Origin of the sequence: Paenibacillus macquariensis (assembly GCF_900156375.1) — a bacterium.
In the GTDB taxonomy this organism is placed as follows: domain Bacteria; phylum Bacillota; class Bacilli; order Paenibacillales; family Paenibacillaceae; genus Paenibacillus_AQ; species Paenibacillus_AQ macquariensis.
The window spans coordinates 471,547-498,183 of record NZ_FTNK01000001.1 but is presented as its reverse complement, the minus strand read 5'-3'; the positions used below and the strand labels follow the sequence as shown (position 1 = coordinate 498,183).

Sequence of the window (26,637 nt, the reverse complement as noted above, 5' to 3'; positions counted from 1 at the left end):
GAGTTAATAACCATAATAATAAATTAAGTTACGGAGGGATCCTCTATGTCCAGTAACAATGCAGCAGTTGTAGAAATTGCTCAAACGGCAGGTAAGTTCAGTTCTTCCATCGTACTTCAAGCAGACAATAAGTACATCGATGTTAAGAGTATTTTGGGCTTATTTACTACGCTTGTCAGCCATAAGGACTATGAATTACATATTCATGGTACGGATGCTGAAGAAGCAAAAGCATCAATGACAGAAGTATTTGCAAAACATGGTTTGCAAATCGTCGTTATCACTGATTAATGTGAGTGAAAGCACCCTTACTTCTACAAGTAAGGGTGCTTTTTTTTCTGGGTTCTTGTATTGATGTGTATTATCGTCTAATATTAAGATTAGAATTAAAGCTGTGACTTTTGGACATAGGGGGAAGAGACATGACTTCGTCTGATTTACAGGAACATTTGAATCTCAAAGCGATCAATCTTCTACAAGAAGATGCAGATAAAATTCAAAAGCTTATTGAAGTACAAATGGAGAATTTAGCAACGCGTTACTGCCCTCTCTATGAGGAAGTGCTGGATACCCAAATGTATGGCTTCTCTAAAGAAGTTGATTTCGCGGTACGCATAGGTCTATTAGAGGAATTTGCGGGAAGACAGTTGGTTAGCCAACTTGAGCGTAACCTAGCCATTCTTTATGAGGCAATGAACAACAAAGAGTAGCCTGTGAACTACAGGCATACATAGAATTTTTAAAAAATGCATGCCGATAATCGGACATGCATTTTTATGATTTCAAAATATTGATCTAGACGAGATAAAAGGATACACCCAATATAACGTAGATGACTATCAGTAAAAGCCCTTCATACCAGTTGGTTGATCCATCTTGAATAATGGATTTAGCAATGAATACAGAGACCCCAATCGCCACCAATTCAATGGTTGTGAACACAATGTCCATGGTATTGCCTGTGAAATAACTGATGAAGATAAGTACAGGTGCTACGAATAGAGCAATCTGTAAGCTACTTCCGACAGCTATTTCAACAGAAGCACCGATCTTGTTCTTCATAGCGAGGAGAATCGCTGCACTATGTTCGGCTGCATTCCCGATAATCGCCACTAAGAAGGCACCTACGAATATCTCACTAAGGCCAAAACGAGCGGTTATTGAATCAAGCGTATCCACCATCCATTCACTTACAAACGCGACCATGACCGTTGCTATTATAAGGAAAACGATGGATTTTCGCTTAGACCAATGTACCGCATGTTCATGCTCAAGTTCTTCTTGAGATGCATCTGCAACATCGGATAAATACTTTTTGTGTGTGATCATAGAGAATAGAAGCCAAGCGATGTAGGCGAAGATTAGGATTCCTGCTACCACTAAGCTGAGGGTCGTTGTTTCGCTCGCCGTAATAGCGTGAGTGTTTAAGAAAACAGCGGGGATAAACAGGGCAATAACAGCTACGATCATGAGAGAACCATTAAGTCCTGCAAGCGTAACGTTGAAATTCTGTACTTTGAATTTCATTCCCCCAGCGAAGAGACTAAGCCCAAGAACTAAAAGAAGGTTCCCAATGATAGAGCCGGTTAAGCTGGCTTTTACCATATCGAAAAGTCCTTCTCTTACTAGAAAAATCGCAATGATAAGCTCAGCAGCATTCCCGAACGTAGCATTTAGAAATCCTCCTAGTCGCTGACCTGCATAATGAGCAACATTTTCGGTAGCTTTGCCAAGGAACCCCGCAACAAAAATGACGGAAATGGCTGACAAAATGAATTGGAGTGTAGGATCCCAACCTGCATAATGTCCTAATGCACTTAAAATAAATGTGATGACAAGCAGGGACGGAATAATCCGTTTTTTCATAATTAAACACCTCTATAGTTATGTATTTTCAAATTCTTATAAAATATACCCATTTAATGACATGCTGTAAACAATTTTTGTAAATGACTATTTGCATTTAGATCCTTTTGGATTTACAATTACGAATAATGAGTTATAAGGAGGGATGGGCATGACGGAACAACTTCGAGTGGAAGTAGGAAATATACGAATTTCGAATGATGTCGTCTCGAAAATTGCCGGCATGGCAGCACTGGAAACCCCGGGTATTGCTGCAATGTCTGGAGGGCTATCCGAAGGATGGGCTAAACGTCTTAGTGGGAAAAATGTTCAAAAAGGAGTTACGGTTGAAGTAGGTCAGCTAGAGGCTGCTATTGATTTACGTATCATCGTACTCTATGAGACACCTATACATGAAGTATGTCGTATGTTGCAGCAAAATGTGCGTGAAGCTGTAGAGAGTATGTCAGGTCTGCAAGTGGTTGAAGTAAATGTCAAAGTCGAAGGCGTTGCCTTCAAAGATGATGAGATTGAAGATTTAGTTATTCGAACTAAATAAATAATGATGGATTAAATCATACTAAAAAGACTATCGGGTTGCCCGATAGTCTTTTTGTGATTTAATATATTCCTGTTTCATAGGTTTGTTGCTTTCACGGGAAATACTCAATAGAACGCCCATACTCATTAACATAACTAGCGTAGATGAACCACCGTAACTTATGAAGGGTAGGGTAACCCCCGTTAGTGGTATGGTCTGAGTAACCCCGCCGATATTGATAAATGCTTGAATGGATATGAGTCCCATGACTCCTATGCCTACTAACGTTCCGAATGGGTCGGGACATCGAAGAGAAATCAATACCCCGCGCCAAATGAAGTATAAGTAGAATAAGAGAAAGAATGCAGTACCAATAAAACCAAACTCCTCACCAATGACAGCGAAGATAAAGTCATTATAGGAATTCGGGAGATAATGAAGTTTCTGAATACTTTTACCAAATCCAGACCCGGTAACCCCACCTTGTCCAATAGCCGTTAGGGATTGAATAAGATTGTATCCTGCGCCTTCCTCGTCTTCAAATGGATTTAAGAAAACAGAAATACGATCTTTCTTATAGTTCTGATTGGTAGTAGTTGGTGTATCTGAGTGAGAAAGAGAATCTATGAGTGAACTCATACCCAGTACTATAGCAGCCCCTAGAACAAATAATCCGATAGAGCCCATTATATGCTTCATACTAGCTCCACCTGCGTAGATAATAAGGCCGCAGGTACCGACCAGAATCATACAAGAGCCAAAATCAGGTTGCATCATGATGAGTCCCGCAACACCACCGGCAATCATCATAACAGGAATAAATCCTTTTTTGAGATCACGTAGTCGCTCACCTTTCTTGGTGATCAGAGCAGCAAGATAGAGTATGGTTGCAAGTTTAGCGAACTCAGTGGGTTGGATACTGAGCGGTCCGATACGATACCAGCTACGTGCTCCATTGACCAATTGACCAAGATAAGGTACTAGAGCGAGCATCACAATCGTGACTACAAAAAACGGTATAAACAATTTTTTGTATTTGTGATATGGAATATTCATCATGATAAGCATAAGAATGATACCGATACTAATGGAAACAAATTGACGCTTCGTGAAATACAGAGCATCATTGTTATATTTGGCATAGGCAATAGCTATGCTCGAACTATACACCATGACGAGGCCAAATCCCACGAGCAGTAAAGTAAGAATGAGTAATTGGAAATCGGGCGTCCCCTTGTTAGGCTGGGGCTTGTTTTCCTTCATAACTGTAATACCATATTAGGCTTCAAGTATTGCTTTGAATTGGCTCAATTTTTTATTTGCAATTGCTTGGATTGGTCCAGGAATCGGTGTTTCGTAATCCAGTCCATGAGGAAAAGTTCCCTTACCCATATACACAGCTTCTACTGCTAGAATCGTATCTGGTTTCTCTAATTTGCCCTCAATCGCGCGCGTATTAATACGTACGAAATATTCTTCCTTGTTATGCGCATCCTCAATTTTATATTCGTATGTAGCGCGATAATATTCCCATTGCCACCGGAAAAATCCTGATTTCTCTGCTGAATCATCCATATAAGCTAGGTCACACTTTAGGCCGTCTAGTCCTGAATTCTCAATAATCATCGCTTATTCATCTCCTTATTCGTTAACCTCTAAAGTTCTTTATTCATGATATTATGTTTCGAGAACTTCTGCAAGCAAGAGTGTATCGTGGTGAATACCCACTCGATAAGCCATTTCTGATACAATAGAAACAAGATAAGGATGGAATTTGGACTCTACATCCCGAAATGGAGCGGATTATGATGATTGAAGAACGGATTTTAAATGAAATACAGCTTAAAATGATCGCGTGGAGAAGGCATTTACACCGTCACCCAGAGTTGTCATATCATGAAAAGAATACAGCTGAATTCGTGGCTACGACATTACGTAAGCTTGGAATAGAGGTGCAGACGAGCTTCGGAGGGGGCTACGGTGTAGTTGCTTCTCTTAAAGGAGAACTACCTGGTAGGAAGATTGCATTGCGTGCAGATATGGATGCGCTTCCGATTCATGATGAGAAGCAATGTGAGTATACTTCAGAAGTAAAAGGCGTCATGCATGCGTGTGGTCACGATGGTCACACCGCCATACTGTTAGGTGTAGCGACTTACTTTAGCGATCATCGAAGTGAACTTCGAGGGGAACTTATATTTATCTTTCAACCTGCAGAGGAAGTGTGTCCTGGCGGAGCACAAGGTATGATTAAGGGTGGTGTGTTGCAAGGTGTAGATGTTATTTATGGTCTTCATTTGTGGACGCCACTTCCAGTAGGAACCATTGGGAGTGCTGCTGGCCCGTTTATGGCGGCTGCCGATGAATTCTTTATTGATATTATTGGAAAGGGTGGTCATGGGGGAATCCCTCATGTGACCATTGATAGTATCGTAGCGGGTTCAGCCCTTGTTATGCAATTGCAAAGTATCGTCAGTCGTTCTGTTGATCCGCTTCTACCAGCTGTTGTAACCGTAGGAACGATTAAGGGGGGGACTGCCCAGAATGTGATTGCAGAGAAATGTCAAATTTCAGGCACCGTTCGAACCTTTGATGAAGATACGAGGGGGCATATTCGACAAAGAATTGAATCGATGGCATCTCTAACGGCTCAAGCCTATGGTGCAGAAGCAATGGTAGACTATGTTATGGGATATCCTCCGCTTGTGAATGATACTAACGAAGTGCAACGTTTCTTTGATGAAGCATTGAAAATGTATGCACCTGAACATGTTCAGGCATTACCTAAACTAATGCCTGCAGAGGATTTCGCATATTATGTACAACAAGTTCCTGGATGCTTCATATTTATTGGAGCGGGTAACAAGGAAAGAGGAATGGACTATCCCCATCATCATGCTCTCTTTGACTTTGATGAAGCAGCAATGAGCGACGGGCTCAAAATGTTAGTAGCTATGGTTGAGTCACATAGGTTATAAGTAATGAATGCAAAACAAACTGAGTCTCCTAAGTATAGGGGCTCAGTTTGTTTTATATTGCATGATCCTCTCTGCTTTGGGAAAAGCTATAACAAGAAGTCCATCTCTAGCATGTTATGGAGATGGGCTTCTTCGCGACTAGAGAGGGAGGTAGTTATGGATAACAGCAAGCCATGTATTGTACAACATGATCGGATGGTGTTGCTCGAATGTGGACATTACGCATTTGAGGAGGCACGCGAACAGCTTTCCTGTTATGCAGAGTTAGTGAAGAGTCCTTCATCATTTCATACGTACAGAATTACGCCACTTTCTTTATGGAATGCTGCATCACTAGGATGGTCTGCGACAAGGGTTGTGGATAGTCTTCACTCGATGTCGCGCTGGGATGTTCCGTTAGGACTGATACAGGATATTCGCGATTTGGTCTGTCGATATGGAAAGCTGACGCTTGAAATAGATCCCCATGTCCCCTATCAACTCATACTGAAAAGTATTGATGCCCAACTGATGGATGAAGTCATTCAGAGGATCGGAATGCTTATGCTAGATATGCGAAGAATCTCTATGACAGAGATGGCTTTTCATGGCGCACGTCGTGGATGGATGAAACAAGAGTTAATAAGGCTAGGTTATCCGGTTATCGATCTGGCTGGTTACGATGATGGACAACGATTATCTTTTGCATGGAAAGAAGCGGGGGATAAAGAATCATTTCAATTGCGAGATTATCAGAAGGATGCGGTCAAAGCATTTGAAGGTTTACCTGGAAGTGGAGGCAGTGGGGTAGTTGTCCTTCCATGTGGTGGGGGAAAGACCGTAATCGGAATGGCTGTTATGGAACAATTACAATGTGAGACATTGATCTTAACGTCCAACACCACATCTGTTAGACAATGGATGGATGAACTAGCAGCTAAGACGACGCTTGTCTCTTCTGATATCGGTGAATATTCGGGACAGAAAAAAGAAGTTAAGCCTGTCACGGTAGCGACATATCAGATTCTTACACACCGCCGAACGAAAGAGAGTGAATTTGAACATATGAAACTCTTTAATGAACGGCAATGGGGTCTTATCATCTATGATGAGGTTCATCTTTTACCTGCGCCCGTATTTCGTGCGACGGCAGAAATACAGGCGACACGGCGCTTAGGCTTAACAGCGACATTGGTTCGTGAGGATGGTTGTGAACAAGATGTCTTCTCATTGGTTGGACCTAAACGTTATGATATGCCTTGGAGACAACTGGAATTAAAGGGTTGGATCGCAAAGGTTGACTGTGTAGAGATTAGAGTACCCATGACGATTGACCTGAAAGATAAGTATCACTGTGCTGAAGGTAAACATAAATTTAGGATTGCTGCGGAGAACCCAGCTAAATTAACGGTTATTAGCCGCATTATACAGCAACATCCGCAGTCGTGTGTTCTCGTGATCGGGCAATATTTAGATCAGCTTGAATGGATTGCAGCATCTATTGGGGCTCCGTTGATTAGCGGGAAAATGTCACAGCAGGATCGAAATGGTTTATATGATTCTTTTAGAAGAGGTGAGGTTCGAATTCTTGTCGTATCTAAAGTCGCTAACTTCGCCGTAGACCTGCCAGATGCATCTGTGGCTATTGAAGTGTCAGGAAGCTTTGGATCGCGTCAAGAGGAGGCTCAGAGGCTTGGGAGAATATTACGTCCAAAGTCAGCAGACAATCGAGCCTATTTCTATACGTTAGTGACTAAAGATAGTAAAGAGGAAGATTTTGCGATTCAACGCCAAATGTTTCTTATTGAACAAGGATATGAATATGCCATTCAGGTTCAACCGGATCCTGATATGTTGATGTCAATGGATTTGAAAGATAGCTATATAGAGGGAGGGCATATCCTCCAATGAACAGAGATCAACCCAATATGAACAAGGTCGCTGATTTATCATCATTAAGTGCTTGCGAGCAAGCGATATTGAGAAGAGTATATGCGTGTTTTGCAGGACAGTCATTTAATGATGCTAACTTTATGAAGTTACGATTACAGGGATATAGTGGGGCGGAACATCTTCTTTCGTTTCTAGTTCTTAGAAAAAAGGGTTATATACGTGCTCAAAAATGTTCTTGGGGGGAGCAGTTGTATTACATCCCATTAGATCAGCTACAGCTACTTCACCATATGTTGTACACACATGATTTACTAGAAGTGAAAGAAGAAGTGCAAATAATGAAAGAGGCTAAACCGGGGATCGTTCTTGACCTATTTCATACGCTAGTATTTGTTGCACTGGATCATCTGCCACTTACAACTAAAGGAACTGTACATAAAAAAAGTATTCAAAAGATAACAGAAAGATTGAATCTTAAAGAAGAGGATTTGAATGAGCTTATAATACAAATATCTGACGCTGAGAATATTCCTTTACATGTCGCAATCATCTTAGATTTACTTCACAATTTACAATTGGTTACGAGAGAACCGAAGCATATTGTAGTACAAGAGACACCGTTGTATAGGTGGCTAAACATGAATACGGAACAAATGACAAGTGTACTTGTTAAAATAGTAACCGAACGGTATGGGGCATATCATCCTGAAATGCAGCATTGGTGCAGTTTAATCTGCCAACCGGTATTTCTCTCAGGTCAGTGGGTTGAGATAGAACACCTGTTAGATTGGATGACTCGGGAAAAGATGATAAATAGCTCTCAGCGTGATGAGATGAGGATACGTGCTAAGGCGTGGTTACGGGCTCTTACTGGTTTCGGTTGGATGGATGTTGGGGTAGTATCAGGCAATCGTATTTGCTTTCGTTGGAGTATTTCTGCTGATGAAGTGTTGAATGCATTTCATGATGATAGAGGGAACTTGCCAACATCAGATGGTTCCACCACAAGTAGATTCTATGTACAACCCGATTTTGACATTATTGTATTACCGGATGTTCCCTATGTATTACGTTGGAAATTAATGATGTTCACGGAGATAGGGAAGAGTGACCGCATGTCCATATACAGACTTACGAAGGATAGTATAACGCAAGCTGTAAAAAGAGGTGTGGGTATTGATGAAATTATGAATTTCATGGCCGAATATTCAGAGACTGGCGTGCCGGAACATATTTCATTGACACTTAAACAATGGGATAAGGATACGAATCATTCTGAGGTAATCTTGTCTTCATCGGGAATAGAAACACGGATGGATTCTTTCTCAGAACAACAAGTGAAAAAAACATGGAATGATGACAGACATAACTTTATTAAGGAGCATGGTAGTGTTCATTCAATTCACATTGAAGATGATATGCCTTTACCCGAATCATTCTTTCCAGGGATTGAACAAATTCCGATGATGTGGACCAGAGAATTTAGAAGCTATCACTTCTCAACGGGTATTCAAATGATGGAACAAGCAATATTGTGGAGGACAAAGGTAAAGGTATCTCTTGGGGCCCAAGAAGTTGATTTTATTCCGTTACATATAATGCATAATCCTTATGTGATTTCAGGAGAAGTATATAACCCAGTGATGATGCAATATGAACGAATTCAACTGTCTCCAAGTGATTGGAAGGAACTGAGGTTGATTGTGCCTAATTTCACCTAATAAAACCAAGTGACACGATATGGAAAACGCTTCATAAGATGTGATTGATATGATATGATGGAATAGTCTACGAAAGATAAGTAGAACTTTTTATAGAGTAGAGGGTGAAGTTCATGAGCGTATCAGAATTACAAACAGTCGACATGGCACAAGTGTTGATGTACGCATATGAATTAGGCGATTTGATTAATCAGTCTGTCGATGTGTCAGATTATCTATATTGGAAGCGGCAAGTTGATGCTCATGAGGGCATTCAGTCATTAGTTAAAAAGTTAGCTGCTAAGAAAGAATTATTTGATGAAACACAACGTTTTGGGCATTTCCATCCTGATTATCATGCAGCTAAAGATGCTGTGAGTGCGGTGGAATTGGAGCTAGAAATGTATGAGGAAGTTCGGAACTTCCAAAGAGCAGAGAAGAGACTTGATGATATGCTACATCAGATGTCAGAGACGATTGCATTCTCGGTATCGGATACCATCAAAGTTCCTAGTAATGACCCGCAGCCTAAGGGTTGTAGTAGTGGTGGTTCATGTGGTTGCGGTTAGGTAAGAAGTCGTAGAAAGAGAGGTGGAAAGAAGATGTTTGCGGAACGAACAGGTTATATAATATGGGTGAATGATTTAAAAGCGGCCCGGAATCTGGAGAAATACGGAACGGTTCATTATATATCCAAAAAAATGCATTATGTAGCGATGTATGTAAATGCTGACCGTGCTGAAGAAGTTTCTAAGAACATTCGTCGGCTTTCCTATGTACGTAAGATTGAACGTTCATATCGTAATGAAATCCAGACTGAATATAGCAGTGATATCCCGGATAAAACGAGCTATTATGGTCTTTAAAGTAAGTGAAGAAGTGAGTCTATCACCATATTTATTAAATTTATAATGATATACGGCCCCTGTAGAGGGCCGTTTTTTTGTATGAATATAAGTCAGTACAAGGTTCACTTGATACGCTACTTCTTAGATTTCCGTTGAACGGATACCAGTCCTTAAAGAACGGTAGCGTTTCTTCTTGAGTTGTAGCCTTGCTTGTGATTCATAGGTATATAATGTAATATGATAGGTATAAATACATAACTAAATAGATATAAAGACCTATACGGTGGAGAGTGATACCGCATGCGCGACAAGGGAATGGAACGTTTCAGCACGTATGAACCGTTTTATGTGGTTCTTGGTGATAAACGGATAGCCGACATCGTCATCACTAGCCATGCGAGAATTCGATATATGGGTCGAGTTCAAGATGGAGAGGCTGATATTAATAAGATTGCAGCATGGATGTGGGAATGCTTAAAGCAGAACAGGATAACACCTTATTATCGCAATGAACAAGATGTGTATTTGATTGATGAGGATATTGTTGTTGTAGCTGAATTTAGCAAGCTGGAAAGTGAAGTTGACCTTATAGGAAATGCGCTACATAAGATGATCATTGTCACGTACTTAGGGAAAATGTCAGAGACGATTGAATTAAGAGATTTGAAATCTTATTACTCTTGGTTGAGGCATAGTCGTAGAATGACATTGGTCAAGAACACCCGTAAACGGAAATGAAGTGGGATATATATAGATTGTGATTCACCAAATATGCGACATGCAGCCTATGAACTGCATGTTTTTTTGTGTGATTATGGATATTTACGTTACAATAGTATCACGAAGAAGGGGGCGGCAAATTATGAATTTTCACCAGCTTCATATATTCCATACCGTTGCTGAACGTGGGAGCTTTTCCTCAGCGGCACAAGTGCTTCACATGACGCAACCTGCTGTAACGATGCAGGTGCAAGCGTTAGAGGATTATTTCGGGACAAAATTACTAAATCGATCCACTAAAAAAATTGAATTGTCTGAATCAGGGAAGGCCCTGTTTCCTTATGCTCAAAAAAGCATTGATATAGCAAGAGAGGCAGATGTAGCGATGTCTTCCTTTGCTCATATGTTAGAGGGAAGACTACAGCTTGGCGCAAGTTTAACGATTGGTGAATATGCGTTACCGAGGTTACTTGGGCCTTTCGGTCAGCAATATCCTCAAATTAATATCATGATGAAAGTGATGAATACGACTCAAATTATAGAGGAAATTTGTAAGCACCAGCTTAATTTCGGACTGATTGAAGCACCGATTCAGCACCCGGATATGGTTATTGATCCTGTCATGCAAGATGAGTTAAAGCTTATTGTTCCAGCTGCTCATCCATTGGCGGAGCAGGATGAAGTGAACTTAGAAGACGTGCTACATTATCCGTTTGTGTTACGTGAACAGGGATCTGGAACGCGTCAAGTCATGGAAGACCAATTGGTCCTGCAGGGATATAATCCTGGTGATATTAAGGCGGTGATGGAGCTTGGGAGTACAGGAGCCGTGAAGTCAGCTGTTGAAGCAGGCCTTGGGATTACGATGTTGTCCCCATCATCAGTGAAACATGAAACAGCTTTAGGGCTAGTTAAGATTATTGATATCAGAGACGTGGAGTTTAAAAGAAAGTTCTATGCGATACATCTGAAATCAACGCTCCTACCCATTTCAGCTGTTACATTCCTATCTTTCTTGCGGCAACAACAATAATAAATGAATTCCGATCTGTTGATTATGAAGGAGAAGGTGAGACGATGAACCAGGAGCACAAACGATGTGATCTTCATACGCATACCCAAGCTTCGGATGGTATGCAAGCACCAAAAGTTAATGTTCAGTTGGCTAAAGAAAAAGGGTTATCTGCTGTAAGTATCACCGATCATGATACGGTAGCCGGAGTGGAAGAGGCAATGGTAGCGGGCGAACAGTACGGCATCGTTGTCGTACCAGGTGTTGAGATCAGTACCCGTGCTAGCGGTAAAGATATTCATGTACTGGGTTATTATGTGGACTATAAGGATGATAAGTTCCAATTGAGGCTTGGAGAACTTCGTGAGACTCGGCAGTTACGGAATGGAAAAATCATTGCTAAACTTCAGGAGTTAGGTGTCGAGATCACCTTAGATGATGTAATTAAAGGTTTAGGTCGGCCGTTACTACCTGATGAGAGCATTGGGCGTCCGCATATAGCGGATGTTTTGGTTGAGAAAGGATATGCCTCCGATATGCGTGATGCGTTCGATCGTTATTTAGCGGAAGGAGCGCGAGCTTTCATATCTGAGACACGAATCTCGCCAGAAGATGCTTGTCATTGGATTAGGGAAGCGGGAGGGGCCCCGGTCATTGCGCATCCAGGATTGTATAAAGATGATGTACTCGTTCGAGATATTATTGAGAGGGCTAATCCTGCAGGGATTGAAGTCTATCATTCAGATCATGGGCGAGAGGAAGAATCCCGCTATCTGGCTATGGCAGAGGAATATGATCTGATTGTGACGGGTGGATCGGATTTCCATGGCGCAAGACAAGGTGTGGTATTTCATGGCGATATTGGAAGTGTAACGGTTCCAATAAACGTATTGGATCAATTGAAGAGGAAATAACGAAGAATGATCGAGCCTTGCCGCTACTTAATGTACGGTTTGCGCATGTTGATAAGCAAACAGCCACTCCAGAACAAGGGAGTGGCTGTTTGCTTATATGACTTATAGAACAGCTCCGTCCAGAAAATGGGTACAAGAGCGATCGGAGTTTTAATTATTTTAATTCTTAATGATGCTTGCTAATGCTTTGATTCGTCGCTCATCAGGTGTAACGAACAAAGTCTTCTGATGGTCATAAATGACAAAACCAGGTTTCGACCCACTTGGTTTACGTACATGACGGATTAACGTCGTGTCGACAGGCACGCTACTGGATTCTTTGGCTTGGCTGAAGTAAGCAGCAAGCTGAGCTGCTTCCTCTAGCGTGGCTTCTCCGAATTCTTCGCTGCGAATAACAACGTGTGATCCAGGGATATCTTTGGTGTGCAACCAAGTGTCATTTGGACCAGCCAAGCGGTTAGTGACATATTCATTTTGTAGATTATTTTTACCTACATAGATATCGATGCCTTCAGAAGATGTAAACACATGTAGCGTAGGACGATCGGTCTTCTTCTTGACCTTCTTCTTATTAGTCTTCTTATTTCGGTCTCGCAAGTATTGTTGTTGGATCAATTCTTCGCGAATTTCCTCAATATCATTCATGGAAGCATACGCAAGTTGTTGTAATAACTCTTCCATATATCGAATCTCTTCGCGTGTCTTGTGCAACTGTTCATCGATGACGACAAGACTATTTTTGTATTTATTATATTTCTTGAAATAGCGTTGTGCGTTATCAGTAGGGCTGAGTAGCGGATCGAGCGGGATTTCAATTGTCGCTTGTTCTTCATCATAGAAATTAACCAACTGTGCGGTGGAGTCCCCTTTATTGATCATGTAAAGGGAGGCGAAGATAAGCTCACCCCAGATACGATATTGATCAGCGTCTCCTGCTTCGATTAAATCTTCATTAAGATGATCGAGCTTCTTAATGTTCTTGGTCCGTTCATTATTAAGAAAGCGAAGTAAATCACTTACTTTCTGCTTGACGGTATCTCGTTCTGCCTTATCTCCATAATACTCCTCCATACATTCACTGATGGAATTGTACGTGGTTACCTCACTGTCAAGCATCTTAAGAGGTATCGCAGAGAACACGAGTTTCCCTTTGGCATTAGCTCCAATAACGGGTTCATACTGATGCAACTTTACAGTCTCCATAACTTGGGAAAAGGCTTGCCAAAGGATAGCTGCATCGATTCCTTCTTCTTGGTCTATACCATCTGCCGCTTGACGAGCACGAAATACGATTTCTTGTGCAATTAATGGGCTTAGACCACTGAATGAGTCGACAATCCATGAGATTGGCTCTTGGTCTGTCTCTTTGTCTTTGTAAGACGCCGTGAACGTATCATGATCGATTTCAAGTGGATTCAGTTTATTCTGTTCTGGGGGCTCTGTATAAGCGACTCCAGGCATGACAATACGAAAGCTACTGATTGCAGGTGTGACATGATGAATACCATCCAAAATGGTTCCGGTTGAAGCATCCATGAGAATAATGTTGCTGTGTCGTCCCATAAGCTCGATGATAATCTTCTTTAATGACACATCTCCAAGTTCGTCACGTTGGCGAATAGAGATATGTATAACGCGTTCCATCCCTACTTGCTGGATATCTTCTATCGTACCGCTCTCACAGTGTTTACGCATAAGCATACAGAACATAGGTGCTTCTTGTGGATTCAGAAAGCTGCTCGATGTAATTTGTACGCGTGGGTAAGTCGGATTAACTGAGAGTAGTAATTTCGAATTCCCTTCTCTAGAACGTAGAGTAAAAAGAATATCTCGGTTGTTTGGTTGATATATTTTGTTAATACGGGCACCTTTATATATTTGTAGTTCTTGTACAATCGCCCTTGTTACAATACCGTCTAATGCCATAATCTATATCTCCCATCTATCATGTTCAAGCATGATTCCGTCATTTCATTATTGTTTATATGGGTTCATTAAATCTTACTTTCTCTATGATGCCATAGTTTGGACAAAAACTTAAGAGGCGACTCTGTGATATTTTAACCCCTGTCCGAATATTATTACCTTATATCAGGTGGAAAAGCTGTTACGCCACCGAAACTGCAGATAGACCGGGAGGGAACGGGAAGCATGGAATTGAAAAAGTGGCATCAGATGGATGTGGAAGAGCTACAGCATGTCATGGGTGTTCAGCCGCAGCAAGGCCTCACGGAAGAGGAAGTGGAACAAGTCAGGAAAAAGAACGGACGCAATGAGTTGACCGAAGGGAAACGAATCTCCCCCATCATTCTCTTCTTGAACCAATTCAAAGATTTCATGGTTGTTGTATTAATGGGGGCAACTCTATTATCTGGTTTATTAGGCGAATATTTAGACGCGATTACGATCATTGCCATCATTCTCTTAAACGGCGTATTGGGATTTATTCAGGAGTTTCGAGCAGAACGTTCACTTCGGGCGCTAAAACAGTTATCTGCGCCAAATGCTAAAGTATTGCGTGGAGGTAAATTAGACATTATCTCAACGAGCTTACTCGTTCCTGGTGACGTGATTCTAATGGAAAGCGGCGACCGGGTTCCAGCAGATGTGCGATGGATTGAGACGAGCAGCTGTAGCATAGAGGAATCTGCACTGACGGGTGAATCATTGCCGGTTACGAAGCATTGTCATGTTATCAAGGAAGAGGACGTGCCACTCGGCGATCAGAAGAATATCGGTTTCATGGGTACGATGATGACTAGAGGTACTGCTAAAGGTATCGTTGTACGGACTGGTATGAACACGGAAATGGGCAAAATTGCTGATTTGATCCAAAATACCGAATCAATGGAAACACCTCTGCAGCATCGATTAGAGCAGCTTGGGAAAATTCTAATTATTCTTTCATTGGTCTTGACTATTATGGTCGTTGCTGCAGGTATTCTACACGGACAGCCTCCCATGGGCATGTTGCTAGCTGGGGTTAGTTTAGCTGTTGCTGCCATTCCTGAGGGGTTACCCGCTATTGTGACTGTAGCATTGGCACTTGGTGTGCAGCGTATGATTAAGCGTAAAGCCATCGTTCGTAAGCTACCGTCTGTGGAGACGCTTGGATGTGCATCCGTAATCTGCTCAGATAAGACGGGAACGTTAACTCAGAATAAGATGACGGTTACTTCTGTATGGGTTGGAGGTAGATCTTTGGAGGTTACAGGGGATGGTTATGCTCCGATAGGGCAAATACTAGAAGGAAAACGTCCTGTTGACCTGAAGAATGATCAAAGCTTACGTCGTTTGCTTCAGATCAGTGCATTGTGTAATAACTCTGAGATAGTAGAGAACGTAACGGATGAGATACGTGGCAAGAAAAAGTTGAAAGAGGAGACGGGAACTACTTCTTCTTGGGATTTGAAGGGGGACCCGACTGAGGGTGCGCTTGTAGCTCTTTCATCCAAAATGGGTATGTCACCACATTCACTTGGAAGTGTATATCAACGTGAGCAAGAGTTTCCTTTTGACTCAGAACGTAAACTCATGTCCGTTATTGTGACGCATCAAGGGGGGAGACTTTTATACACCAAAGGCGCACCAGATGTGCTACTTCATCAATGTTCTCATATTCTGTGGGGTGGAAATGTTATTCCATTTACAGGCATGATGCGAAAGCTTGTGTTGACTGCGAATGAAGAGATGGCTTCTAGCGCATTACGAGTTCTTGGTACAGCTTACCGGGAATTACGTCCACAAGAGAAGGTGGCCAGTGAGTCGGAAGCGGAGTCACAATTGGTCTTTGTAGGACTTGCTGGGATGATTGATCCGCCGCGTCGTGAAGTGAGAGACGCTATAGCGACATGTCGCCGTGCAGGTATTAAGACCGTCATGATTACAGGAGACCATGGTACGACAGCGGAAGCCATTGCTCATCAGCTTGGCATTCTCCCTAGGGGTGGTATTGCGGTATCAGGACAAGAGTTATCACGACTAAGTGATGATGAACTGGATGCTAAGGTCGATCAAATCTATGTTTATGCTCGCGTATCTCCAGAACATAAGCTGCGCATCGTCAAATCGTTACAACGTAAAGGACATGTGGTTGCCATGACGGGCGATGGTGTGAATGATGCGCCTGCCATTAAGGCAGCGGATATAGGTATAGCGATGGGTATTACAGGAACAGATGTAACGAAGGAAGCATCCTCTTTAATTCTAAGTGACGATAATTTCTCTACGATTGTAGCTGCGATTGAGGAAGGGCGTAACATCTACGAGAATATTCGTAAATTTATTAGGTATCTACTCGCTTCGAACGTTGGTGAGATCTTAACGATGTTCTTCGCCATGATGCTTGCACTTCCATTACCGCTACTTCCGATTCAGATATTATGGGTTAATCTGGTCACAGATGGGTTACCTGCGATGGCTTTAGGCGTTGACCAACCAGAGAAAGACCTCATGGAGCACAAACCACGTGGTGCCAAAGAAAACATATTTGCTCGTCGTCTTGGGTGGAAAATTATTAGCCGCGGATTTCTAATCGGAATGTGTACATTAGGTGCCTTTTGGCTCACATTACGTGTCGCTCCTGACCAACCTGGTCAGCTCTTGAAAGCACAGTCCGTTGCGTTTGCTACACTAGTTATGGCGCAGTTGTTCCATGTGTTCGATTGCCGTAGTTCACGTTCTGTGTTCCATCGAAATCCATTTCAGAATAAATATTTAGTTCTGGCTGTTCTCTCTTCGATTCTTCTGATGTTGGGCGTGTTCTATATTGAGCCGCTTCAACCGATATTCAAGACTGTACCACTCGGATTACGTGAATGGGCACTTACCATTGTAGCTGCTGGTATTCCTACGTTCTTGATGGGGGCAGGTAGTGTCTGGGGAGGAAGAAAGAAAAGAACAGGTGGAAATCAACGAATCGTGGCAAAAAGTACAAAGATTTCAGCATAAAATCAATAGATTCTAGCAAGGACTGTACGGTATGCTATTTTACAGTAGATGTAGATGCTGTAGAGGAGCGAGATGCAAATGGAATTCACAAAAATGCACGGATTAGGTAATGACTTTATTGTAGTATACGGAGAACAGGAACTACCGCATAATGCTTCGGAGTTGGCTGTTAGTTTATGTCATAGATTCTTTGGTATTGGTGCTGACGGACTTGTCTATATACTGCCTTCAGATGTTGCAGATTTCCGGATGCGGATTATCAATTCAGATGGTTCAGAAGCGGAACAGTGTGGAAATGCCATTCGGTGTGTGGCGAAGTATGTGTATGATCATGGCTATGTTACGAAGGATAAGATTACGATCGAAACCTTAGGAGCGGGTGCACAACATGTACAGCTTCAAGTGAAGGATGGGAATGTTGAGAAAGTAACCGTTGATATGGGAGAGCCTATACTAGATGGCGTTCAAATACCGACGACACTTCAAAGCAATCCAGTCGTGAATCATCCCCTTGAGGTGGAAGGGCAGTTGTATCATTTCACTGCCGTATCTATGGGTAACCCCCACTGTGTCATTTATGTGGAAGATGCTGTCTCATTTGACTTAGGTAAATGGGGGCCTCTGCTTGAGGTGCATCCGTTCTTTCCTAAAAAAGTGAATGTAGAATTTGCAACAGTTCAAGACCGGAATCATGTGGATATGCGGGTGTGGGAACGCGGTGCGGGTCCTACATTAGCTTGTGGAACGGGTGCATGTGCGACACTTGTCTCCTCTGTGCTGAATGGAAAGACAGATCGCTCAGCCTGGATAAGTCTTAAGGGCGGTGACCTGTTCATTGAATGGAATGAAGATGATAGCCATGTGTATATGACAGGGCCGGCATCGGTTGTGTATACAGGAACAATAGAAGTGTAAGCGACTAGATTCAATCTTAATACGATTAACCTTAGCTTGTAGCTTAAGTATCGAAAGATATAGGCTACAGGCTTTTCCTTGTTAATCTCCTAATTCCTAGAATTATTTTTCATATAGAATGTCTTATCTTTACTAGTGATCTATGTTACATTTATACGAAACTATTATCTGGGTTGGAGGACGGCAATCATGAAACCGGATTTACGGAAAGCATGGGAGAACAATGTGTTAATCGGAGACGGGGCGATGGGTACATTTTTATATCAAATGGGCTTCCCCGTGGGAATTTCTTATGAAGAATTAAACTTGACTGCACCTGAAGTCATTAAGGATGTTCATCGTCGATATGTGGAGGTAGGGGCACAGGTATTGGAATCGAATACCTTCTCTGCTAATTTTGATAAATTGTCTAAGTATGGGTTGGAATCCAAGGTAGAAGAGATTAATCGCGCTGGTGTGAGAATTGCTCGCGATGCAGCGGGTCCTGACGGATATGTGCTAGGTGCTGTGGGCTCGATACGTGGAGGAAAGCGCACGAATGTATCTACGAAGAAGCTTAAACTATATTTTGAACAACAAATTACGGCTCTTCTTGCAGAAGGGGTAGACGGCATCTTACTGGAATCATTCTACGATGTTGAAGAGTTGAGTATTGCATTATCTCGAGTACGTAAGCTCAGTGATTTACCTGTCGTATGCCAATTTGCCATAGAAGATGTAGCGCGAACACTAGATGGATATACGATGACTGAAGCTTTACATATTTTACAGCAAGAAGGCGCTGATGTGATTGGTTTTAATTGCCGTACCGGTCCCAATGGGATGATGCGAGCTGTTGAAAGTCTTGGGAATCAATTGAGCGTACCTGTATCTGTGTTCCCGAATGCTGGGGTAGCAGACTATGTGGATGGAGAAGTTCGATATACGGCAACGCCAGAGTATTTTGGGACGATGGCTTTGCGATTTGCCGATTTGGGCGTGCGAATTATTGGGGGATGCTGCGGAACAACACCTGAGCATATTAAAGAGATATCAAAGGCATTAACAGGTTATGTTCCTAGTCCTATTGATAAAAACCACGTGGTAGCAACACCGGTGGCAAGGATAGTACATGAACATACGAATGACACTGTAGAGGATGATCGTGAACCAACGATTGTTGATTTAGTTAAACAACGGCATACCGTTATTGTTGAACTAGATCCTCCACGTGACTTAGACATTAATAAATTTATGCTCGGGGCTGAGGCGTTAAAGAAATCAGGTTGTGATGCACTAACACTAGCTGATAACTCGCTTGCAGTGACTCGAATGAGCAATATGGCCTTAGGCTATTTAATACAAGATCAGACTGGAATGCGACCGTTGATTCATATCGCATGTAGGGATCGTAACTTAATTGGAACCCAGTCTCATTTAATGGGGTTTGATGCGCTTGGGATTGATCATGTCCTCGCGGTGACAGGGGATCCTGCCAAGTTCGGGGATTTACCAGGATCAAGTTCGGTATATGATTTAACATCCTTTGAAATTATACGAATGATCAAACAGCTCAATGATGGCATAGCCTTCTCTGGAAAGCCATTGAAGCAGAAAGCGAACTTTGTAGTAGGAGCGGCATTCAATCCAAATGTGAAGCATCTTGATAAAGCTGTACAGCGTTTAGAAAAGAAGATTGCTGCTGGGGCTGACTACATTATGACGCAACCTGTGTATGATCCTAAATTGATCGGTGCTATTAAGGAAGCTACAGCGCATTTGGATACGCCAATCTTTCTTGGTATTATGCCGCTCGCAAGTGGTCGTAATGCTGAATATTTACACAATGAAGTTCCAGGTATTCAATTGTCTGACGAAGTTCGTGCACGTATGGTTGGCCTTGAAGGGGAAGAAGGAAGAGCGATGGGCGTTACCATTGCAAAAGAATTGATTGATGAGGCGATGAAACACTTTAATGGAATCTACATTATGACGCCATTTATGTTTTATGGGATGAGTGTTGAATTGACGGAGTATGTCTGGAAGAGGTCAGGTCGCGAAGTAACCCCCTTGTTTCGTTCATAATTATCAATTACAATAGAATAATGGATGTGGTGCCGATGTCATTCAGTATGACCGGATACGGTCAATCTGCCCTGCAATATGGAGGGTATAAGGTTGAAATAGAGATCAAATCCGTGAATCATCGTTACTGTGAAGTTGTACTCAGGATGCCTCGGGAATGGACGTGCTTCGAGGATGTTCTGAGAAGAACGGTACAGCAGTACGTGAAGCGCGGACGGGTTGATATTTATATGAATAAAGAGGCGGAATTGGAACATGTGGCGTTCGCCACATTAAATCATTCCGCCGTTAAGGCGTATATGCAAGCTGTTGATATCCTTCGTGATCAATATGGTCTGGAAGGCAAGTTGACCGTAAAGGATATACTCGCCCTTCCTGATGTCATGCACTCCCCTGATCGTCTACCTAGCGTTGATGAAGCAGATATGGAGGCGTGGGGCGAAGTTCTTCAGGAAGGACTTCGGAAGGCACTTGAGAATCTGAAGGCTATGCGTTTCAAGGAAGGGCTTCATTTAGCTCAGGATGTTGAACAACGATTACATCGTTTGCAAGTTCTACATGATGAGATGATAGCTCTTGCGCCGTATGTGGTGGATGAACATCGCATAAGGCTGAGACAAAGGCTTACGGAATTACAAGACCATTCATTTAGTCTGGATGACTATAAGTTCTCAATGGAGATTGCTCTTTATGCGGATCGGTCCAATATTGATGAAGAATTAATTCGAATGCAAAGTCATTTGAAACAATGTAAAGAATTATTTCTTTCGGGTGAGTCAATCGGGCGTAAATTGGATTTCCTCATTCAGGAGATGAATAGGGAAGTCAACACGATTGGATCGAAAGCTAATCATTTGCCACTGGTCAACCGTGTTGTTGAAATGAAAGCAGAACTAGAGAAAATTCGAGAACAAGCAGCGAATATTGAATAAGCATCATGCATTTCTGGACAGCATTGTGTCAAATGTATAGGGGGAAGAACTGAGATATGGCAATCAAACTCATTAACATCGGCTTCGGGAACATCGTATCAGCTAACCGTATTATTTCAATCGTTAGCCCGGAATCTGCGCCCATTAAACGGATTATCCAGGAAGCGAGAGACCGGCATATGCTGATCGATGCAACCTACGGACGCCGGACGAGAGCTGTCATTATTACTGACAGTGATCATGTCATATTATCAGCGGTACAACCGGAGACGGTTGCTCATCGTCTATCCAGCAAAGATGATGATAATGACGAATAAGATGGAGAGTAATATGTCTAAAGGATTATTAATTGTGTTGTCTGGCCCTTCAGGGGTTGGTAAAGGAACTGTATGTAATGCGCTTCGAGGTAAGATGGATAATTTGGTATATTCGGTGTCTGCAACGACACGTGTTCCTCGCATTGGTGAAGAGAATGGTGTGAACTATTTCTTCAAGTCCCATGATGAATTCAAATATATGATGGAAAATGAACAACTTCTTGAATATGCTGAATATGTTGGTAACTACTATGGTACACCTCGTGATTTCGTAGAAGAAACACTGCAAAGTGGAAAAGACATTATTCTAGAAATTGAAGTGCAGGGTGCACTTAAGGTGAAAGAGAAGTTTCCAGAAGGCATATTTATTTTCTTGCTTCCACCATCATTGGATGAGTTGAAGGATCGTATTTGCGGTCGGGGCACGGAGACTCAGGCAACGATTGATCATAGACTTTCGGTTGCGGTTGATGAGATTGGTTTAGTAGGGCATTATGATTATGCTGTGGTGAACGATCAGATCGATGAGGCATGTAAGCGAATAGAATCTATTGTTATTGCCGAACATTGTAAGGTTAGAGGTTAGTAGTAGTTCACAGTATGACTACTACTAGTGAACTTCATAATAAAAGAAGAGGTGTCCTATCATGTTATATCCTTCCATTGATGAAATGATGAACAAAGTTGACAGTAAGTATTCGTTGGTTGTAGCTTCTTCCCGTCGTGCAAGACAATTGCGTGAAGGCGGTAAAACAACGCTTAAAGAAGCTAAATCTCATAAGAACGTTGGGATTGCTCTTGAAGAAATTTATGCCGATCTAATTGTTATTGAACCCGGAACTGGCGAAGAGAACAACAAGTAATATTGTTTGTTTATGTAGCATGGTTATCTAGCGTTTATGTAATATCCGTATGGCGTCTTGTTACCCAACAACCGTAAGGTTGTTGTTTTTTTTCGAAATGTAAGAAAGTATAAGTTTCACTTGATAGATTGAACTAAAGTTTGCGCTCCCATATTCAATCATTTCTAAGGAAATTCATGAATATGGGTATCGTCTTTAGTTCAATCTATATTGATACGCTATTTCTTATATTTCCGCGAAGACGGATACCGTCCTTGAAAGAGGAGGTATTGCCGTTTGTTGCTTGAAGAAACGGATGTCTTCCTTAAAAAAAGGAGGGCACAACCGTTTCTTCTTATGTATTCCAGATGAAAGGTGGGGGTATACATGTTGAACGGGAAAAAAATAGTGCTTGGTGTTACCGGTGGAATTGCTGCCTACAAAGCGGCAACGCTGTGCAGTAAACTTGTGCAAAAGGGTGCAGATGTCCACGTCATCATGACTTCTTCAGCACAACAATTCATAACGGAGCTCACATTACAGTCACTATCTAAAAATCCGGTGTACAGTGATACTTTTGACGAACGTGAACCTTCGGTCGTTTCCCATATTAATTTGGCTGATCTAGCAGATTTGGTAATTGTCGCGCCTGCGACCGCCAATATGATAGCCAAAATGGCTCATGGACTTGCTGATGATATGCTGTCAACGACGTTGTTAGCTACGACAGCACCTATTATGGTAGCACCCGCTATGAATGTGCATATGTATCAGCATCCTGCTGTCATAGAGAATATGAGGATACTTGAGTCACGTGGTGTATCTTTTATAGAGCCAGGGGAAGGTTTGTTGGCCTGTGGCTATGTTGGAAAAGGGCGTATGGAAGAACCAGAGAGTATTGTACAAGTGATTGAACAGTATTTTACTGAAGAGATTCAAGACAAGCCTAGGCTATTAGAAGGCAAGAAGATCATCGTTACCGCAGGTGGGACAATCGAGCGAATCGATCCTGTTCGTTACATTACGAATGATTCATCAGGTAAAATGGGAATCGCGATTGCTAAGGTAGCACGTGATATGGGAGCAGAAGTATCTCTCGTGGTAGGACATATTGATGTAGCGCCTCCGAAAGGTATTCATGTGATTCCTGTTCAGTCTGCTCAAGATATGTATGATGCTATTCTGGAATTGTGGGAAAATACGGATGTCGTCATTAAAGCTGCTGCCGTAGCCGATTACCGTCCTCGGAATACCGCAGATCAGAAGATGAAGAAGTCCGGTGAAACGATGACACTTGAGATGGTGAAAACGGTCGATATTTTGGAGCAACTTGGTCAAATGAAGAAGTCTCAGTTCCTGATAGGTTTTGCAGCTGAAACCAATGATGTAGAGACTTATACACGAGAGAAGTTGATTCGCAAAAACTGTGATTTGATGGTTGCCAATGACGTTACAACGGTAGGGGCAGGATTTCGCTCAGATACGAATATTGTGCAAATTTACGATAAGAACGGTCTTGTAGAACAATTGCCTATGCTCTCTAAAGAGGAAGTTGCTCACCGCTTACTTTCGGTTATGGCACAACGATTATGTGGTGTTCACTCTTGATGCAAATAGCTAAAGTCATCGTCGATGTTCCTGCTCGGGGAACCGATCGTCCGTTCGACTATCTGATCCCGGAATCAATGAAAGATTGGGTAGAAGTTGGAAGCCGGGTTGGCGTACCTTTTGGACATCGAACGGTTCAGGGATTCGTAATATCGCTCGATCCACAGTCACAGACGGAAACGTTCAAAATGAAGCCGATACAAGAAGTGCTAGATATCATTCCACCTCTTTCCCCTGATCTTGTAGAATTGGCACAGTGGATGAGTCGTCAGTATGCATGTCGATTCATTACAGCACTGCAAGTGATGATTCCTACTGCTCTGAAGGGAAAAGCAGAACGTCATATTTCTATCAATCATTCAGATGTACCTGAACATGAGAATAATGAATATCGTGATACGCTCTTTGCGGAAGTGTCATCTGTGAATAAAGAAGAACAGGACATTATTTCATTCATTGATCAAAAGGGTAGCGTGACTACACAACAACTAAGTAGGGCTTTTCCAGAATGCGCAGTGGCTTTGAAATCCTTGTTAAAGCGAGGTGTTCTGCTAGAGAATCAGTCTATTAAGGACAAGATGCAGAAAAAGACGCTCAAGGGCGTTAATTTAGCGATCAGTAGCGAAGATGCTCAAGAAATGATTGATCAATTTCCAGCTAAAGCCATTCGCCAGAAGGAAGTACTTCAATTTATTGTGGACTCGAAGGACTTTCTCCCAGTTGCTATGAAAACGATTATGTCTGCTCTTCAGGTATCTTCAGGAACGGTGAAAAGTCTAGTTGATAAGGGATATGTGACGGTTGATGATTACGAAGTGTTGCGAGACCCTTATAAGGGTCGGCATTTCAAACCGACAACGCCACTGACTCTGAACGAAGAACAACGACGCGCTTATGACCAAATCATGAATCCTTTGAATTCTTATAAGCATGGTGTGTTTCTGCTTCATGGGGTGACCGGTAGTGGTAAGACTGAAGTCTATCTGCAAAGCATACAACGTTGTTTGGAACAAGACCGACAGGCTATTGTTCTCGTACCTGAGATTTCATTGACACCTCAAATGGTGGAACGTTTCAAAGGACGCTTCGGTGATTTGGTTGCGGTTATGCACAGCCGATTATCTGCTGGAGAACGGTATGATGAATGGCGTAAAATCCGTGAAGGTAAGGCTTCGGTCGTGGTAGGAGCTAGGTCTGCGGTATTTGCCCCTTTTACAAACTTGGGGTTAATCATCATGGATGAAGAACATGAGTCGTCCTACAAGCAAGAGGAGAGTCCGAAATATCACGCCAGAAATGTTGCCGTACGTCGTGCGCAAGGTTCTGGGGCGGTGGTCATCCTAGGGTCTGCAACACCTTCCTTGGAGACTTATCATGCTGCTAAATCTCAATCGAATCCTGACTTCTCACCTTGGTTACTTGAAATGCCAACACGTGCCTTGGGAAATAAATTGCCTGATGTTGAAATTGTTGATATGCGTGAGGAATTGCGTGAAGGTAACCGGTCGATGTTTAGTCGATCGTTACATGCTGCTATCGTTTCACGATTAGAGAAGAAAGAACAAATGGTACTGTTACTAAATCGCCGTGGATATTCCACTTTTGTAATGTGCCGTGGTTGTGGTTATGTAGCGGGTTGTTCGGAATGTGATATTTCACTTACGTTTCATCAGAAGTCGAATAATTTACGTTGCCATTACTGTGGTTATGCGGAACCCGTTCCTCAAGTGTGCCCAGAGTGTGGTAGCGAGCATATTCGGTATTTCGGTACAGGTACTCAGCGTGTGGAAGAAGAATTAGCGAAGTTGTTTCCTGGTATTCGTGTCATTCGGATGGATGTGGATACGACAACAGAGAAGGGTTCCCATGAAAAGTTACTGAAGCAGTTCGGCGATAGACAAGCGGATGTACTTCTAGGAACTCAAATGGTGGCTAAGGGCTTGGATTTCCCTGATGTTACACTCGTAGGTGTTATTACCGCAGATTCTGCATTGAATTTACCTGATTTCCGTGCTGCGGAGAAAACATTTCAGCTGTTAACGCAGGTCGCGGGTCGTGCAGGACGACATCATTTACCGGGAGAGGTACTAATCCAGTCCTATACGCCTGAGCATTATTCTATTATTCATGCGAGTGGTCACGATTATAGCTCATTTGTAAGAGAAGAGTTCGATCATCGTCGTGTACTTCATTATCCACCATACTGTCGATTAATTCTTGTAACGATGTCTCATGAACAACTGCCGCTACTCCTGAGGATGGCTGAGAACATGGCTTCAACCCTACAAGGAAAGGCTAGACAACGTGGATGGTTCGGCAATCTCGATCGATTAACACCGGATGCACTAGATGTACTGGGACCTGTTGCTTCACCCATTCCTAGGATTAAAAATAGATACAGATTCCAATGTATGATAAAATGGCGGGGGAACATCGATGCGATCGGGCTTGTCTTAGATTCCGCTACACAGATAGAAGATTCGCTTCACGACAAGAATTTTCAGATTAGCATAGATATCGATCCACAAATGCTAATGTGAGGAACATATAGTAAGTATGAATCGTATGATTAAACATGA

At 42.3% G+C, this 26,637-nt stretch carries 24 protein-coding genes; 20 read left to right on the top strand and 4 right to left on the bottom strand.

Annotated features, from left to right (window positions below):
* Positions 1 to 45 precede the first annotated feature (45 nt).
* Together BW961_RS02265 and BW961_RS02260 are read left to right on the top strand one after the other, a co-directional pair.
* Complete coding sequence (locus tag BW961_RS02265) at positions 46 to 291, top strand: HPr family phosphocarrier protein (protein ID WP_068589582.1); 246 nt, start codon at positions 46 to 48, stop codon at positions 289 to 291.
* A 131-nt stretch (positions 292 to 422) separates the two neighbouring features.
* Positions 423 to 710 carry an Fpa/YlaN family protein gene (locus tag BW961_RS02260; protein WP_068589585.1) on the top strand — a complete coding sequence of 96 codons (288 nt, stop codon included), beginning with the start codon at positions 423 to 425 and terminating at the stop codon, positions 708 to 710.
* Between the two features lie 85 nt (positions 711 to 795).
* Here BW961_RS02260 and cax read toward each other — a convergent pair whose 3' ends face one another.
* Complete coding sequence (gene cax / locus BW961_RS02255; protein WP_068589587.1) at positions 796 to 1,866, bottom strand: calcium/proton exchanger; 1,071 nt, start codon at positions 1,864 to 1,866, stop codon at positions 796 to 798.
* A 151-nt stretch (positions 1,867 to 2,017) separates the two neighbouring features.
* Here cax and BW961_RS02250 point away from each other — a divergent pair, with 151 nt between their 5' ends.
* Complete coding sequence (locus BW961_RS02250; RefSeq protein WP_068589589.1) at positions 2,018 to 2,404, top strand: Asp23/Gls24 family envelope stress response protein; 387 nt, start codon at positions 2,018 to 2,020, stop codon at positions 2,402 to 2,404.
* Positions 2,405 to 2,434: 30 nt separating this feature from the next.
* On the opposite strand, the gene ftsW is transcribed toward BW961_RS02250, so the two are convergent.
* Positions 2,435 to 3,649 carry a putative lipid II flippase FtsW gene (ftsW, locus tag BW961_RS02245; RefSeq protein ID WP_068589592.1) on the bottom strand — a complete coding sequence of 405 codons (1,215 nt, stop codon included), beginning with the start codon at positions 3,647 to 3,649 and terminating at the stop codon, positions 2,435 to 2,437.
* 15 nt (positions 3,650 to 3,664) lie between these two features.
* The gene (locus tag BW961_RS02240) at positions 3,665 to 4,012 is read right to left on the bottom strand and encodes a YugN family protein (RefSeq protein ID WP_068589595.1); all 348 of its coding nucleotides are present in this window, start codon (positions 4,010 to 4,012) and stop codon (positions 3,665 to 3,667) included.
* 179 nt (positions 4,013 to 4,191) lie between these two features.
* Here BW961_RS02240 and BW961_RS02235 point away from each other — a divergent pair, with 179 nt between their 5' ends.
* From BW961_RS02235 to BW961_RS02200, 8 genes are all read left to right on the top strand, one after another.
* Positions 4,192 to 5,364 (top strand): amidohydrolase, encoded by a 1,173-nt coding sequence (locus BW961_RS02235; RefSeq protein WP_425298636.1) that lies wholly within the window; start codon positions 4,192 to 4,194, stop codon positions 5,362 to 5,364.
* 156 nt (positions 5,365 to 5,520) lie between these two features.
* Positions 5,521 to 7,254, top strand: coding sequence for a DNA repair helicase XPB (locus tag BW961_RS02230; RefSeq protein ID WP_068589601.1), 1,734 nt, complete (start codon positions 5,521 to 5,523; stop codon positions 7,252 to 7,254).
* Positions 7,251 to 8,957 carry a helicase-associated domain-containing protein gene (locus BW961_RS02225; protein WP_068589604.1) on the top strand — a complete coding sequence of 569 codons (1,707 nt, stop codon included), beginning with the start codon at positions 7,251 to 7,253 and terminating at the stop codon, positions 8,955 to 8,957. Before BW961_RS02230 ends, BW961_RS02225 begins: the two co-directional genes overlap by 4 nt.
* A gap of 113 nt (positions 8,958 to 9,070) precedes the next feature.
* Positions 9,071 to 9,505, top strand: coding sequence for a YlbF/YmcA family competence regulator (locus BW961_RS02220; RefSeq protein ID WP_068589608.1), 435 nt, complete (start codon positions 9,071 to 9,073; stop codon positions 9,503 to 9,505).
* Positions 9,506 to 9,538: 33 nt separating this feature from the next.
* Positions 9,539 to 9,802: a YlbG family protein gene (locus tag BW961_RS02215; RefSeq protein WP_068589610.1), complete on the top strand. Its 264-nt coding sequence runs from the start codon at positions 9,539 to 9,541 to the stop codon at positions 9,800 to 9,802.
* Between the two features lie 282 nt (positions 9,803 to 10,084).
* Positions 10,085 to 10,522, top strand: a complete 438-nt coding sequence (locus BW961_RS02210; RefSeq protein ID WP_068589613.1) for a hypothetical protein — start codon at positions 10,085 to 10,087, stop codon at positions 10,520 to 10,522.
* Between the two features lie 124 nt (positions 10,523 to 10,646).
* Positions 10,647 to 11,537 carry a selenium metabolism-associated LysR family transcriptional regulator gene (locus BW961_RS02205; protein WP_068589617.1) on the top strand — a complete coding sequence of 297 codons (891 nt, stop codon included), beginning with the start codon at positions 10,647 to 10,649 and terminating at the stop codon, positions 11,535 to 11,537.
* A gap of 44 nt (positions 11,538 to 11,581) precedes the next feature.
* Entirely contained in the window at positions 11,582 to 12,430 is an 849-nt protein-coding gene (locus tag BW961_RS02200; RefSeq protein ID WP_068589622.1) for a PHP domain-containing protein, read from the top strand.
* 159 nt (positions 12,431 to 12,589) lie between these two features.
* Here BW961_RS02200 and BW961_RS02195 read toward each other — a convergent pair whose 3' ends face one another.
* Positions 12,590 to 14,356: an Rqc2 family fibronectin-binding protein gene (locus BW961_RS02195; RefSeq protein WP_068589624.1), complete on the bottom strand. Its 1,767-nt coding sequence runs from the start codon at positions 14,354 to 14,356 to the stop codon at positions 12,590 to 12,592.
* Positions 14,357 to 14,581: 225 nt separating this feature from the next.
* On the opposite strand from BW961_RS02195, the gene BW961_RS02190 reads away from it, so the two are divergent.
* From BW961_RS02190 to priA, 9 genes are all read left to right on the top strand, one after another.
* Entirely contained in the window at positions 14,582 to 17,380 is a 2,799-nt protein-coding gene (locus BW961_RS02190; protein ID WP_068589626.1) for a calcium-translocating P-type ATPase, SERCA-type, read from the top strand.
* A gap of 78 nt (positions 17,381 to 17,458) precedes the next feature.
* Positions 17,459 to 18,295: a diaminopimelate epimerase gene (dapF, locus tag BW961_RS02185; RefSeq protein WP_068589628.1), complete on the top strand. Its 837-nt coding sequence runs from the start codon at positions 17,459 to 17,461 to the stop codon at positions 18,293 to 18,295.
* A gap of 189 nt (positions 18,296 to 18,484) precedes the next feature.
* Positions 18,485 to 20,359, top strand: coding sequence for a bifunctional homocysteine S-methyltransferase/methylenetetrahydrofolate reductase (locus BW961_RS02180; protein ID WP_068589630.1), 1,875 nt, complete (start codon positions 18,485 to 18,487; stop codon positions 20,357 to 20,359).
* Positions 20,360 to 20,394: 35 nt separating this feature from the next.
* On the top strand, positions 20,395 to 21,291 hold the full coding sequence (locus tag BW961_RS02175) for a YicC/YloC family endoribonuclease (RefSeq protein WP_068589632.1): 897 nt from the start codon (positions 20,395 to 20,397) through the stop codon (positions 21,289 to 21,291).
* A gap of 56 nt (positions 21,292 to 21,347) precedes the next feature.
* Complete coding sequence (remA, locus tag BW961_RS02170; RefSeq protein WP_006209218.1) at positions 21,348 to 21,608, top strand: extracellular matrix/biofilm regulator RemA; 261 nt, start codon at positions 21,348 to 21,350, stop codon at positions 21,606 to 21,608.
* Positions 21,609 to 21,621: 13 nt separating this feature from the next.
* A complete protein-coding gene (gmk, locus tag BW961_RS02165) occupies positions 21,622 to 22,194 on the top strand; it encodes a guanylate kinase (protein WP_068589928.1) in 573 nt (190 codons plus the stop codon).
* Positions 22,195 to 22,255: 61 nt separating this feature from the next.
* Positions 22,256 to 22,471, top strand: a complete 216-nt coding sequence (gene rpoZ, locus BW961_RS02160; protein WP_068589634.1) for a DNA-directed RNA polymerase subunit omega — start codon at positions 22,256 to 22,258, stop codon at positions 22,469 to 22,471.
* A 366-nt stretch (positions 22,472 to 22,837) separates the two neighbouring features.
* Complete coding sequence (coaBC, locus tag BW961_RS02155) at positions 22,838 to 24,058, top strand: bifunctional phosphopantothenoylcysteine decarboxylase/phosphopantothenate--cysteine ligase CoaBC (RefSeq protein WP_068589635.1); 1,221 nt, start codon at positions 22,838 to 22,840, stop codon at positions 24,056 to 24,058.
* Complete coding sequence (gene priA, locus BW961_RS02150) at positions 24,058 to 26,598, top strand: primosomal protein N' (RefSeq protein WP_068589636.1); 2,541 nt, start codon at positions 24,058 to 24,060, stop codon at positions 26,596 to 26,598. The genes coaBC and priA overlap by 1 nt, the downstream gene beginning before the upstream one ends.
* Positions 26,599 to 26,637: the final 39 nt, after the last annotated feature.

Bases quoted from the DNA above. Each gene is read 5' to 3' on its own strand.
- BW961_RS02225 (WP_068589604.1), top strand. From the start codon at position 7,251: ATGAACAGAGATCAACCCAATATGAACAAGGTCGCTGATTTATCATCA.
- cax (WP_068589587.1), bottom strand. From the start codon at position 1,866: ATGAAAAAACGGATTATTCCGTCCCTGCTTGTCATCACATTTATTTTA.
- dapF (WP_068589628.1), top strand. From the start codon at position 17,459: ATGGAATTCACAAAAATGCACGGATTAGGTAATGACTTTATTGTAGTA.
- priA (WP_068589636.1), top strand. From the start codon at position 24,058: ATGCAAATAGCTAAAGTCATCGTCGATGTTCCTGCTCGGGGAACCGAT.
- BW961_RS02180 (WP_068589630.1), top strand. From the start codon at position 18,485: ATGAAACCGGATTTACGGAAAGCATGGGAGAACAATGTGTTAATCGGA.
- BW961_RS02240 (WP_068589595.1), bottom strand. From the start codon at position 4,012: ATGATTATTGAGAATTCAGGACTAGACGGCCTAAAGTGTGACCTAGCT.
- BW961_RS02205 (WP_068589617.1), top strand. From the start codon at position 10,647: ATGAATTTTCACCAGCTTCATATATTCCATACCGTTGCTGAACGTGGG.
- rpoZ (WP_068589634.1), top strand. From the start codon at position 22,256: ATGTTATATCCTTCCATTGATGAAATGATGAACAAAGTTGACAGTAAG.
- gmk (WP_068589928.1), top strand. From the start codon at position 21,622: ATGTCTAAAGGATTATTAATTGTGTTGTCTGGCCCTTCAGGGGTTGGT.
- BW961_RS02210 (WP_068589613.1), top strand. From the start codon at position 10,085: ATGCGCGACAAGGGAATGGAACGTTTCAGCACGTATGAACCGTTTTAT.
- BW961_RS02220 (WP_068589608.1), top strand. From the start codon at position 9,071: ATGAGCGTATCAGAATTACAAACAGTCGACATGGCACAAGTGTTGATG.
- BW961_RS02200 (WP_068589622.1), top strand. From the start codon at position 11,582: ATGAACCAGGAGCACAAACGATGTGATCTTCATACGCATACCCAAGCT.
- ftsW (WP_068589592.1), bottom strand. From the start codon at position 3,649: ATGAAGGAAAACAAGCCCCAGCCTAACAAGGGGACGCCCGATTTCCAA.
- coaBC (WP_068589635.1), top strand. From the start codon at position 22,838: ATGTTGAACGGGAAAAAAATAGTGCTTGGTGTTACCGGTGGAATTGCT.
- BW961_RS02190 (WP_068589626.1), top strand. From the start codon at position 14,582: ATGGAATTGAAAAAGTGGCATCAGATGGATGTGGAAGAGCTACAGCAT.
- BW961_RS02215 (WP_068589610.1), top strand. From the start codon at position 9,539: ATGTTTGCGGAACGAACAGGTTATATAATATGGGTGAATGATTTAAAA.
- BW961_RS02265 (WP_068589582.1), top strand. From the start codon at position 46: ATGTCCAGTAACAATGCAGCAGTTGTAGAAATTGCTCAAACGGCAGGT.
- remA (WP_006209218.1), top strand. From the start codon at position 21,348: ATGGCAATCAAACTCATTAACATCGGCTTCGGGAACATCGTATCAGCT.
- BW961_RS02260 (WP_068589585.1), top strand. From the start codon at position 423: ATGACTTCGTCTGATTTACAGGAACATTTGAATCTCAAAGCGATCAAT.
- BW961_RS02195 (WP_068589624.1), bottom strand. From the start codon at position 14,356: ATGGCATTAGACGGTATTGTAACAAGGGCGATTGTACAAGAACTACAA.
- BW961_RS02250 (WP_068589589.1), top strand. From the start codon at position 2,018: ATGACGGAACAACTTCGAGTGGAAGTAGGAAATATACGAATTTCGAAT.
- BW961_RS02175 (WP_068589632.1), top strand. From the start codon at position 20,395: ATGTCATTCAGTATGACCGGATACGGTCAATCTGCCCTGCAATATGGA.
- BW961_RS02235 (WP_425298636.1), top strand. From the start codon at position 4,192: ATGATGATTGAAGAACGGATTTTAAATGAAATACAGCTTAAAATGATC.
- BW961_RS02230 (WP_068589601.1), top strand. From the start codon at position 5,521: ATGGATAACAGCAAGCCATGTATTGTACAACATGATCGGATGGTGTTG.